The sequence below is a fragment of the Gallibacterium genomosp. 1 genome (assembly GCF_000771875.1).
Lineage (GTDB): Bacteria > Pseudomonadota > Gammaproteobacteria > Enterobacterales > Pasteurellaceae > Gallibacterium.
Map to the genome: position 1 here is coordinate 1 of NZ_JPXX01000019.1, position 11,658 is coordinate 11,658.

General features: G+C 37.5%; 10 protein-coding genes. 6 read left to right on the forward strand and 4 right to left on the reverse strand.

Annotated elements, in window-relative coordinates; translation table 11 throughout:
• Positions 1 to 86: 86 nt before the first annotated feature.
• Both gapA and fadR read right to left on the reverse strand, forming a co-directional pair.
• On the reverse strand, positions 87 to 1,082 hold the full coding sequence (gene gapA / locus JP36_RS06735) for a glyceraldehyde-3-phosphate dehydrogenase (RefSeq protein ID WP_039173316.1): 996 nt from the start codon (positions 1,080 to 1,082) through the stop codon (positions 87 to 89).
• A 176-nt stretch (positions 1,083 to 1,258) separates the two neighbouring features.
• Positions 1,259 to 1,984 (reverse strand): fatty acid metabolism transcriptional regulator FadR, encoded by a 726-nt coding sequence (gene fadR / locus JP36_RS06740; RefSeq protein WP_039134709.1) that lies wholly within the window; start codon positions 1,982 to 1,984, stop codon positions 1,259 to 1,261.
• 232 nt (positions 1,985 to 2,216) lie between these two features.
• Here fadR and nhaB point away from each other — a divergent pair, with 232 nt between their 5' ends.
• The 6 genes from nhaB to JP36_RS06770 all read left to right on the forward strand — a co-directional run bounded on the left by nhaB (position 2,217) and on the right by JP36_RS06770 (position 8,847).
• On the forward strand, positions 2,217 to 3,773 hold the full coding sequence (gene nhaB, locus JP36_RS06745; RefSeq protein ID WP_039134713.1) for a Na(+)/H(+) antiporter NhaB: 1,557 nt from the start codon (positions 2,217 to 2,219) through the stop codon (positions 3,771 to 3,773).
• 11 nt (positions 3,774 to 3,784) lie between these two features.
• Positions 3,785 to 4,324, forward strand: a complete 540-nt coding sequence (gene dsbB / locus JP36_RS06750) for a disulfide bond formation protein DsbB (protein WP_039134715.1) — start codon at positions 3,785 to 3,787, stop codon at positions 4,322 to 4,324.
• 70 nt (positions 4,325 to 4,394) lie between these two features.
• On the forward strand, positions 4,395 to 6,656 hold the full coding sequence (locus JP36_RS06755; protein WP_039173318.1) for an ATP-binding protein: 2,262 nt from the start codon (positions 4,395 to 4,397) through the stop codon (positions 6,654 to 6,656).
• Positions 6,656 to 7,387: a 2-succinyl-6-hydroxy-2,4-cyclohexadiene-1-carboxylate synthase gene (gene menH, locus JP36_RS06760; RefSeq protein ID WP_039173320.1), complete on the forward strand. Its 732-nt coding sequence runs from the start codon at positions 6,656 to 6,658 to the stop codon at positions 7,385 to 7,387. The genes JP36_RS06755 and menH overlap by 1 nt, the downstream gene beginning before the upstream one ends.
• A 13-nt stretch (positions 7,388 to 7,400) precedes the next feature.
• Positions 7,401 to 8,258, forward strand: coding sequence for a 1,4-dihydroxy-2-naphthoyl-CoA synthase (menB, locus tag JP36_RS06765; protein ID WP_018345838.1), 858 nt, complete (start codon positions 7,401 to 7,403; stop codon positions 8,256 to 8,258).
• Positions 8,259 to 8,313: 55 nt separating this feature from the next.
• Positions 8,314 to 8,847 (forward strand): gamma carbonic anhydrase family protein, encoded by a 534-nt coding sequence (locus JP36_RS06770; protein WP_039173322.1) that lies wholly within the window; start codon positions 8,314 to 8,316, stop codon positions 8,845 to 8,847.
• 64 nt (positions 8,848 to 8,911) lie between these two features.
• On the opposite strand, the gene glyS is transcribed toward JP36_RS06770, so the two are convergent.
• Together glyS and JP36_RS06780 are read right to left on the reverse strand one after the other, a co-directional pair.
• A complete protein-coding gene (gene glyS, locus JP36_RS06775) occupies positions 8,912 to 10,978 on the reverse strand; it encodes a glycine--tRNA ligase subunit beta (protein ID WP_039173324.1) in 2,067 nt (688 codons plus the stop codon).
• Positions 10,979 to 11,003: 25 nt separating this feature from the next.
• Complete coding sequence (locus JP36_RS06780; protein ID WP_021462508.1) at positions 11,004 to 11,609, reverse strand: hypothetical protein; 606 nt, start codon at positions 11,607 to 11,609, stop codon at positions 11,004 to 11,006.
• Positions 11,610 to 11,658 lie beyond the last annotated feature (49 nt).

An 11,658-nucleotide genomic window follows, 5' to 3' on the forward strand; every position in this document is an offset into this window, starting at 1 on the left:
TTTTGTCTACTATGCCCAAAATAACAGGCATAAAAAAACCGCCGTTTGGCGGTTTTTAATTATTGAGGAATATATATAGAACCTAATTATTTAGAGATATGAGCTACTAAATCAAGAACTTTGTTAGAGTAACCTGTTTCGTTGTCATACCAAGAAACAACTTTAACATAAGTATCTGTTAATTGGATACCTGCTTTCGCATCAAAAATAGAGGTTAATGCACAACCGTTGAAGTCTGTTGAAACAACATCATCTTCTGTATAACCTAAAACGCCTTTTAATTCTTCTTCAGAAGCACGTTTCATTTCTGCACAGATTTCTGCATAAGTTGCAGGTTTTTCTAAGTTTACTGTTAAGTCAACAACAGATACGTTTGGAGTAGGAACACGGAATGCCATACCGGTTAATTTACCGTTTAATGCAGGAATTACTTTACCTACAGCTTTTGCCGCACCGGTTGAAGATGGGATGATGTTTTGAGCTGCACCACGACCACCACGCCAATCTTTCACAGATGGGCCATCAACAGTTTTTTGAGTTGCTGTAGTTGCGTGAACGGTAGTCATTAAACCGTCTTTGATACCCCATTTGTCATTTAATACTTTAGCAATTGGCGCCAAGCAGTTTGTTGTACAAGATGCATTTGAAACGATATCTTGACCTGCATAGCTATCGAAGTTAACACCATTTACAAACATTGGAGTGCTGTCTTTTGAAGGACCAGTCATAACAACTTTCTTCGCACCAGCGGTGATATGTTTACGTGCTGTTTCGTCTGTTAAAAATAAGCCTGTTGCTTCAACAACAACATCAACACCGATTTCGTTCCATTTTAAGTTAGCAGGATCACGTTCTGCAGTAACGCGAATAGTTTTACCGTTTACTACTAAATGACCGTCTTTAACTTCAACTGTACCGTCAAAACGACCGTGAGTTGAATCATATTTCAACATATAAGCCATATAATCAACATCGATTAAGTCATTGATACCAACAACTTCAACATCGTCACGATGTTGTGCAGCACGGAAAACGATACGACCGATACGACCAAAACCATTAATACCAATTTTAATTGCCATAGTATTTTTACCTATATTTAATGTTAAACAAAATTGAATTTAAACACGGACTATTAACATCACCAATATCCCGTGTTCAAGCTGGGCAAATTATAACACAAACTTGTTTTTAACGAAAATCCGCTAGCCCTCGGATGAAAGATAACACATCACTTTTTTGTGATCTACATCAAATTTTATTCATTAAAGTCTTCCGGTAAATGTTGCTGCATTGATGACCAAATAAGACCACTTTCAATACCATATTGTCTAATACAAGGACGAACCTGCTCCAATTCACCGCTTTGGCAAATTTTATGCAACTGATGGTAAAATTTTAATGCTAACGCTCGCCCTGTTGGATTGGAAAAATAGAAACGTCCGACTCGCTCATATAAACTCTTTAAACTGTTTAAAATTAGCCCATATACTGGATTTTTTGATGCAAATGCTAATTTTCTAAATAATTCATAATCAAACGTTGTATAGTCTTCAGCATTATCTTTTAATGCTGCTAACGGTTTAAACACTTCCAAAGATTCTTCTTTAGCAATTCGGAATGCCTTACAGATATAAATAGCGGAGATATTAGTCCTTGCCGACAAAATATTAGCAATAATTGTCGGCACACGTGTACCGTCCAGCTTAATCAAAGCTTCTAGAATATTCAATCCTGAAGTTTCCCAAATATTATTTACTCTCGTTGGTTTACCATGTTGAATACTTAACCAACCATCTCTCGCTAAACGTTGTAAAACCTCACGCAACGTTGTTCTGGTTACTCCAATTTTATCTGCCAGTTCTCTTTCTGCCGGTAAGTCAGTTCCCGGTGGAAAATGGTTATTCCAAATACTACGAATGATATACTCTTCCGCCAAACCGGCAGGACTTTGTGCTTTGATGATATCGTTCTGTGTTACCATTAATTATTCCTTCGTCTGTTTTCATATCTTTTAAATCAGTCTATTTTCCAATGTTTTTATAACAGCTCTATACTTAAAAGAGATGAAATAGTGAAAATTTTTGATCCTTCACAAATAAAATGAATATCGGATGAATGAACTTGCAAGATTGTATTACAATCTTGCTCGTTGTACATTGAAAAAATTCAATATTCTTTGATCAAAAAAACTTACAGTCTATGGAGATGACGTTATGGCGTATTTGCAAGCTGGTATGCAAAACTTTTTAGGGAAAAGCCCAAATTGGTATAAATTACTTATTATCGGTTTTTTATTGATAAATCCGATTGTTTTTTACATTGATCCTTTTACCGCAGGTTGGATCTTAGTTGCTGAGTTTATCTTTACGCTCGCAATGGCATTAAAATGTTATCCCTTACAACCAGGTGGTTTACTAGCATTAGAGGCCGTAATTATAGGAATGACTACACCGGAACATATTAAGCACGAAATTATGGCTAACTTTGAAGTTATTATGTTATTGATGTTTATGGTTGCCGGTATTTATTTTATGAAACAATTGTTACTGTTTCTATTTACTAAACTTCTTCTTGCTATTCGCTCCAAACTTGTTCTTTCCTTAGCTTTCTGTATGAGTTCCGCATTTTTATCCGCTTTTCTTGATGCACTTACCGTTGTCGCCGTAGTTATCAGCGTCTGTATGGGGTTCTATGGGGTTTATCACAAAGTCGCCTCCGGTAATAAGTTTGATGATTCCACCGATATTACCAATGACGATAAAATCACCAACGCAAAAAATACATTGGAAGAGTTTCGTGCATTTTTACGTAGTTTAATGATGCACGCTAGTGTCGGTACTGCTTTAGGTGGTGTAATGACAATGGTAGGCGAACCACAGAATTTAATTATCGCTGAACAAGCTGGCTGGAATTTTAGTGAATTCTTCTTTCGTATGGCTCCAGTTACCCTTCCAGTTCTTCTTTGCGGTTTATTAACCTGCCTTGCATTAGAGAAATTTAAATTATTCGGCTATGGCGCACATTTGCCACGTCGTGTCTGGTTAGTGTTAGCAATTTTAGATCGTAGTCAAAGCGAAAAAATGACCAATAATGATCGTCTGAAATTAATCGTTCAAGCAATTATTGCTGTTTGGCTAATTATCGGTTTAGCATTTCACCTTGCAGCCGTTGGATTAATTGGTTTAACCATTATTATTTTAGCGACCTCTCTTTGCGGAGTTACCGATGAACATACTATTGGGCGCGCGTTCCAAGAGTCATTACCGTTTACTGCTTTGTTAGTGGTATTTTTCACAGTTGTTGCCGTCATTATCGATCAACATCTTTTCGGTGGCATCATTCAATTCGTATTAAGTGCTAGTGAAAGCTCACAACTTATGTTGTTCTATATCTTCAATGGTCTGCTTTCGTCTATTTCAGATAATGTATTCGTCGGCACTGTCTATATTAATGAAGCAAAAGCAGCTTTAGAAGCCGGCAAAATTTCATTAACACAATTTGAGTCTATTGCTGTTGCAATCAATACCGGAACTAACTTACCTTCAGTGGCAACACCAAACGGTCAAGCTGCATTCTTATTCTTATTAACTTCATCATTTGCCCCATTAATTCGTTTATCTTATGGTAGAATGGTGATTATGGCGTTACCTTATACCATTGTGTTATCTATCGTTGGTCTTATTGGTGTAGAATTTTTCTTACCGGAACTTGCTTCATTATTTACGCAATGGGGTTTAATCCCAGTATCGCATATTCCACCGGTTCACTAGAAGGATAAATAATGTTCGTACTCTTTAAATCTTGGTCTTTAACTCGCACAGCTTGGTTTATTATGGCGTTATCAGGTGTCGCACTAGAGGGGGCGGCACTCTATTTTCAGTACGGTCTGGGGTTACATCCTTGTGTAATGTGTATTTATGAACGCGTTGCATTATTTGCAATTATTATAGGTGCATTAATTGGTGCCATTTATCCGTCTGTATTGGTTTGTCGACTTCTCGGTATTGCTGTCGGTTTATGGGGGGCAGTTAAAGGATTGATGATCGCTATCGAACACGTCGATTATCAATTCAATCCCGCACCTTGGAAACAGTGCGAATTCAAACCTGATTTCCCACATACATTGCCGTTAGATCAGTGGTTTCCACATATTTTTCAGGCAAGTGGCTCCTGTAGTGATATCACTTGGAAATTCCTTGGCTATACAATGCCACAATGGTTAATTGCTATATTTGTTATCTATATTGTTATTTGGCTAATCGTGGCATTATCTCAATTCAAACGCCACCCTTTTTCTCGTCAACGTCAATTATTCAGATAAGAGTGAATAAAAAAGGATAATTATTTGATATTTATCCTTTTTTCTTATTTTTCAGATAAAGGTTAAAAATATGGTTGATATTCGTCATTCACTACAAAAATATATTGATTGGGTTATTCGGCTTGGGCGTTTACGTTTTTCAATTTTAGGGATTACTATCCTAGCGGTATTTGCACTTTGTACGCAAATTCTCTTAAGCCTCTTCATCATTGGCACTATAGATTGGATGGATATCATTCGTTCTATTACATTCGGCTTAATTTCAGCACCTTTTGTGATCTATTTTTTTAATGTAATTGTGGAAAAACTAGAGCTGTCACGCCAACATTTGCACGAATCAAATTTAGAATTATCTAATACTTTAACTTTGTTGGAACAAGAAATTAGTGCTAAAAATAAAGCCCAAATTGCACTACAACAAAAAGCAGATTTCTTACGTTCTTTTATTGATGCCTCTCCTGATTTAGTTTTTTCTCGTGCGGAAAATGGGCAATTATTAGAATGTAACCGTGCAATGGAGTTATTGACAGGAAAAAGTGAGGCAGAATTAAAAACCTTAGAGATCGAACAAACATTTTCTGTTGATATTGCAAAATATGTACGAGCAACTGATCGAGCTGTCTTGGATAATAATTATGGAATGACTTACGAGCAATGGTTTAAATATCCTAATGGCAAACTGGCCTGTTTTGAAATCCGCAAAGTACCTTATTATGATCGCATTAATAAACAGCACTGTTTATTGGGTTTTGGGCGAGATATTACAGAACATAAACGTTATCAGGAAACCATTGAAAAAGCGAGCCGTGATAAGTCCACACTAATGGCAACTATTAGCCACGAATTACGCACCCCTCTTAACGGTATAATAGGTTTGAGTAGAATTCTGTTAGATAGCCAATTAAATGAGGAGCAGCGTAATTATCTGCATACCATCAATGTAAGTGCGGTTTCACTCGGGCATATTTTTAGCGATATCATTGATTTAGAAAAATTAGATACTCGTCGAATTCAACTTTATAAGAAAGAAACCAACGTAATGCATTTATTGAGCGATATTAATAATTTTGCAACTTTTATGACCAATCAAAAAAATCTCAGTTTTAAGCTTGAATATGATCAAAATTTGCCAAATTTATTGTTGTTAGATTATGCTCGTATTTCACAAATTCTATGGAATTTAATTAATAATGCTGTGAAATTTACGCCTTCCGGCGGTCTGACATTACGATTTTCACGTTTGGATCAAAATACTTATAGCTTTGCGCTAACTGATACCGGCATCGGTATTCCTCAATCCGAATTGAAGAAGATCTTTGCAATGTATTATCAAGTTCGTACCGCTAATCAAAAAGCACTTGGCAGCGGTATCGGTCTATCGATTTCCAAACGTATTGCTAAATTAATGAACGGTGATCTCACTGTTGTTAGCGAACTAGGCAAAGGTTCAACCTTCACATTCACATTTAAAGCAGAACAAGCACATAAATTGCCGAAAATCTCCTCTACTCCAGAACTACAAAATCTATCTGTATTGCTGGTTGAAGATATTGAAATCAACATCATTGTTGCTAAATCTGTTTTAGAAAAACTGGGTTATCAAGTAGACATTGCAATGAACGGTAAAGAGGCAATTCATAAAATTGAAAATAATCAATATGATCTAGTTTTCCTTGATATTCATCTACCTGATATGACAGGATTTGAAATTGCAGATTATCTACATCAGCAATATGAAGATGAAAAATTCGATTATTTACCGCCTCTGGTCGCATTAACAGCAAATGTCGTTTCCAATAAACAAGATTATCTGAAACACGGAATGGATGATGTGTTACAAAAACCGTTGTCACTCGATGCTTTAAATAAATGTTTATTGCAACTATTTAATCTACAACCAGAAAATTCCAGCGACAAAGAAAAACAGGAAAACTCTCACGAAATGGAAACTATACCTTCTGTACAGGATAAACAGTGGCCTCAACTTGATTTGTCCATTCTTGATGAGCTTTATGAAATTCTTGGCAAACAAGCAATTCAAAATAATTTAAAACTTTTTGTCGCAACAATGCCAGAATATCTACAGCAACTTATGCAAGAGTATCAACGCTATTTGAGTGATCCGCAGAAGAAATTACAGCTTACTGAAACAGCACACAAAATGAAAGGAGCTGCCGCTTCGGTCGGATTAAAACAGCTACAACAAGTTTGTAAAGCAATTCAAGACGGAGATAATAGTGATTGGCAAATATGTCTTGCTAATCGTATTGAACAATTAAAGTCTTGGCAACAACACGTAGCAAGTTTACAACGCTGGCTGGATAGCAAATAATGTTACAAAACTTAATTTTTTTGCACGGATTTCTTGGCAGCAGTAAAGATTGGGAAAATGTTATTAAGTATCTACCCTATTATCATTGTTACTGTTTAGATTTACCTTCACACGGTCAAAATAGGCAAAATATGGCAGATTTTGACCAATGCTCCGAATGGTTATCCAATAAAATTCATCACTTAATCGGAAATCAACCTTATCATTTAATCGGCTACTCGTTAGGTGGTCGTTTAGCTGCCTACTTTGCTACACAAACACAATTTGCACATCATCATTTGCAACAAGTCTTTCTAGAAGGAGCAAATTTAGGTTTAGATACCGAACAGGAAAAACAACAACGTTGGCAAAATGACATAAAGTGGGCAACACGATTTGCATCAGAAAATATTGAAGCAGTGCTTAAAGATTGGTATCAACAAGCAGTTTTTTCGGATTTAACGGCTTTGCAACGCCAACAATTAATTGCAATTCGCAAACATAATAACGGTAGCGATTTGGCAAAAATGTTAAATGCAACCTCATTAGCCAAACAACCTAATCTTTGGCAACAAATTCAAACTCAGCCACAAAAATTTCACTATATTTGTGGAGAAAATGATAAAAAATTTAAACTGTTGGCTGAAAAACATCAATTAAACCTAACATTAATTGCTAAAGTTGGGCATAATGCGCATATTCATCAACCGGCAGCATTTGCCGAGTGTTTAATCACCCTATTCAATCAATAAAAAAGGAAATTTTATGTTATATCCAAGTGAAGACTTTTTATACGCTCCTGTTGAATGGCAAAATTGTAGCGAAGGTTATAGCGATATTTTGTATCACAAATCAAAAGATGGTATTGCTAAAATTACAATTAATCGCCCTGAAGTACGTAATGCTTTCCGCCCACAAACCGTAAAAGAGATGATTAAAGCCTTTTCTGACGCTCGTTTTGATGAAAAAATCGGCGTTATTGTTTTAACCGGTCAAGGTGAGAAAGCCTTCTGCTCCGGCGGTGATCAAAAAGTACGTGGTGATTACGGTGGTTATAAAGATGATCAAGGCGTTCATCATTTAAACGTACTTGATTTCCAACGAGATATTCGCACTTGTCCAAAACCAGTGGTAGCAATGGTAGCCGGTTATGCTATTGGTGGTGGTCACGTTTTACATATGATGTGCGATTTAACTATCGCAGCGGATAATGCTATTTTTGGTCAAACCGGTCCACGCGTTGGTTCTTTTGATGGTGGCTGGGGTGCTTCTTATATGGCTCGCATTGTTGGTCAGAAAAAAGCTCGTGAAATCTGGTTCTTATGCCGTCAATATAATGCAAAAGAGGCTCTGGATATGGGGTTAGTCAACACCGTCGTCCCTTATGCTGATTTAGAAAAAGAGACTGTACGTTGGTGCCGTGAAATGTTGCAAAACAGCCCTATTGCATTACGTTGTTTGAAAGCGGCATTAAATGCAGATTGTGACGGTCAAGCCGGCTTGCAGGAATTGGCAGGCAATGCCACAATGCTGTTCTATATGACCGAAGAGGGACAAGAAGGCAGAAATGCCTTTAATGAAAAACGTCAACCAGACTTCAGCAAATTTAAACGTAATCCTTAATTTCCAGTGGTCAGCATTCGCTGACCATTTCTTTTCCATCTAGAGGCAATCAACTATGGCAATCCGAAATTACTTATCTTTCACACCACAATTAGGCAAAAATGTTTATGTCGATGAAGCGGCTACCGTTATTGGTAAAGTTTGGCTTGATGATAGCGTTTCCGTTTGGCCTGGAGCTGTCTTGCGTGGTGATGTGAATGATATTCGCATTGGCGCACGCAGCAATATACAGGATCTCTGTGTACTGCATACTACTCGATCCACTACAGAACATCCTAAGGGTTCTCCTTTGAAAATCGGAGAAGATGTTACTGTCGGTCATAGTGTTACTTTACACGGTTGTACTATAGGAAATCGAGTTTTAGTCGGAATGGGTAGCATTATTTTAGATGATGCTGTCATTGAAGATGACGTTATCATTGGCGCCGGTAGTTTAGTCCCACCGCGAAAGCACCTAACTAGCGGTTATCTCTATCTTGGCTCTCCTGTCAAAATGATTCGTCCATTAACCGAAGAAGAAAGCAAATTCTTACGAATTTCCGCACAAAATTATATTAATACAGCGACGGACTTTCTTAGTATGAAATAACAAAAAAGACCGAATATTCATTCACTATTCGGTCTTCCTCTAAATTTTTCAAATTCAATTAACGTTATTGTAATAACGAAATATCTGCAATTTTAAAGAACAGATCACGCAAATTTTTCAATAAGGCTAAACGATTTTGACGAAGTTTTTCATCTTCAGCATTTACCATCACATTATCAAAGAAACTATCAACGCTTTCTCGCAAATCGGCCAAACGGTTCAATACAGTTTGATAATCGCCTTTTTCAAATAATGGTTGCAACTCACGTTGCAATTCCAATACACGTTCTGCTAAATTGATCTCTTGAGGTTCACAGCACAATGAGAGATCAATATTTTCTGGCAACACGCCATCAACTTTGGAAAGGATATTTTGTACACGTTTATTTGCTGCAGCTAGTGCCTGAGCTGCATCTAAAGTACGAAAATGATTAACAGCTTTAACTCGTGCATCAAAATCTGCTGGTTTAGTCGGACGACAAGCCAATACTGCCTGAATCACATCTACCGAAATACCTTCTTCTTGATACCAAGCACGGAAACGACCAAGTACAAAATCAACCACTTCTTCAACCACATTAGCATTGCTTAATTTATCACCATATAATGCGGTTGCTTTCTGTGCCAAATCAACCAAATCAAGTGGTAATTTTTTCTCAACAATAATTCTCAACACGCCCAACGCCGCACGTCGTAAAGCAAACGGGTCTTTGTCCCCTTTCGGGTGTTGACCGATGCCGAAAATACCCACTAATGTATCAAATTTATCCGCCAACGCCACAGAACAAGCAACCAAAGAATGAGGCAATTCATCGCCCGCAAAACGTGGCATATATTGCTCATTCAACGCTACCGCGACTTCTTCATCTTCCCCGTCGTGGCGAGCATAGTGCATTCCCATTACGCCTTGCGTATCAGTAAATTCAAACACCATATTGGTCATTAAATCACATTTTGACAGCAAGCCCGCACGCTCGGCTTTCGCCACGTCCGCTCCAATTTGTGCAGCAATTTCACCACTGAGTTTTTCGATACGCTCAGTTTTATCAAATAATGTACCGAGTTGTTGTTGGAATAATACGGTTTTAAGGCGTGGAAGATTGTCTTCTAAACGCTGTTTTAAATCGGTTTTAAAGAAAAATTCTGCGTCCGTTAAACGTGGACGCACCACTTTTTCATTTCCTTCGATAACTGAAGATTGATCTTGCGGATTGATATTGGAAACGAAAATAAAATTAGGTAATAACTTACCGTTTTGATCATAAATAGGGAAATATTTCTGATCACCTTTCATTGTATAAACTAAAGCTTCCGCTGGCACAGCTAAAAAACGCTCCTCAAATTTTGCAGTCATTACCACTGGGAACTCAACTAATGAGGTTACTTCGTCAAGCAAATCATCCTCAATATCTGCAACGCCACCAATTTTTGCTGCTGCTTTTTCAGCGTCTTGGCGGATAATTGTTTTACGTTGTTCAAAATCAGCGATCACGCTGCCTTTTTTCTCTAAAATTTCAGGATATTGTTCGGCATTTTCAATGGTAAATTCTTGTTCGCCTAAGAAACGGTGTCCACGAATCGTTTTGCCACTCGCCACACCAAGAATGTCGCCCTCAATCAGCTCATCACCAAACAGCAACGTTACCGTATGCACAGGGCGGACGAATTGCTCGCTTTTATCACCCCAACGCATTGTTTTTGGAATTGGCAATTTCGCAAGGGCATTGCTGATAATGCCTAACAGAAGATTTTTGGTCGGCTGCCCCTCAATCACGGCACGATGTACCAGCCATTCGCCTTTGTCCGTTACCAAACGCTCCGCTTGATCCACGCTGATGCCGCAGCCTCTCGCCCAGCCCTCTGCCGCTTTGGTTGGCTTGCCCTCTGCGTCAAACGCTGCTGCAACCGCAGGCCCACGTTTTTCCACTTCTTTGCTTGGCTGCGCTTCCGCTAGTCCCAACACTTTCACCGCTAAACGGCGTGGGGTGGCAAACCATTCAACCGCATCAAACGCCAAACCCGCTTGAGTAAGCTCTTGCTCTACGTTGTCTTTAAATGCCACCGCTAATTTTTTCAGAGCCTTCGGTGGTAGCTCTTCAGTGCCGATCTCGGCGAGGAAGGTTTTTGTCATTTTGGTTTTCTCTTTAATCTAATTTCTAAACTTTTAACCCAAATAAAATCATAAATGGAACCCAAACAGGCATCGTTAACAATAATAAAGCTTGACCTCCGCCTGTTTCTACAAATGGAGTGTTTTCAGTGATTAAAATAGGAATTGGATTCTCTAATTTATACTTATTCACAGATATATTTTCTTTCTCTTTACCATAGTAATATGATTTGGCATTTGCAGTAAAACTTACCATTATATATTTATCTTTGTAAAGCTTGGCTTGGTATAAGGATTCGAGTTTTGACTTAGTCTTTTTATCTAACCGATTAGCCTCAATAAAAAATGAGTATGTAAAATCAGTTTTTCTGTTAGTTAATATGGTTAAATTTAATGATTGTTTTGTAATTTTAGAAGAATAATCACGATAAAAATCTTTAAACTTTTGTATTGTATGACTGCTCGCTTGTAACTCATATGATTCATTGCCTATTTCTATTACAACACAATTATCAGTAAATTTTGCATGCGTAATCTCTTTTCTAATTGATGAACTATGACTTGAACACCCTATGCTAAAAAAGCAGAGAATAAAAATTACAGACCATAATTTTTTTAAAGGTTTAAATTGTAATCTTTCATTTCTTATCATTTTATGTTCTCTTTTTAAATATATCTACTGTTGGACAAATCTCCCCTAG

Bases quoted from the DNA above. Each gene is read 5' to 3' on its own strand.
- gapA (WP_039173316.1), bottom strand. From the start codon at position 1,082: ATGGCAATTAAAATTGGTATTAATGGTTTTGGTCGTATCGGTCGTATC.
- fadR (WP_039134709.1), bottom strand. From the start codon at position 1,984: ATGGTAACACAGAACGATATCATCAAAGCACAAAGTCCTGCCGGTTTG.
- nhaB (WP_039134713.1), top strand. From the start codon at position 2,217: ATGGCGTATTTGCAAGCTGGTATGCAAAACTTTTTAGGGAAAAGCCCA.
- dsbB (WP_039134715.1), top strand. From the start codon at position 3,785: ATGTTCGTACTCTTTAAATCTTGGTCTTTAACTCGCACAGCTTGGTTT.
- JP36_RS06755 (WP_039173318.1), top strand. From the start codon at position 4,395: ATGGTTGATATTCGTCATTCACTACAAAAATATATTGATTGGGTTATT.
- menH (WP_039173320.1), top strand. From the start codon at position 6,656: ATGTTACAAAACTTAATTTTTTTGCACGGATTTCTTGGCAGCAGTAAA.
- menB (WP_018345838.1), top strand. From the start codon at position 7,401: ATGTTATATCCAAGTGAAGACTTTTTATACGCTCCTGTTGAATGGCAA.
- JP36_RS06770 (WP_039173322.1), top strand. From the start codon at position 8,314: ATGGCAATCCGAAATTACTTATCTTTCACACCACAATTAGGCAAAAAT.
- glyS (WP_039173324.1), bottom strand. From the start codon at position 10,978: ATGACAAAAACCTTCCTCGCCGAGATCGGCACTGAAGAGCTACCACCG.
- JP36_RS06780 (WP_021462508.1), bottom strand. From the start codon at position 11,609: ATGATAAGAAATGAAAGATTACAATTTAAACCTTTAAAAAAATTATGG.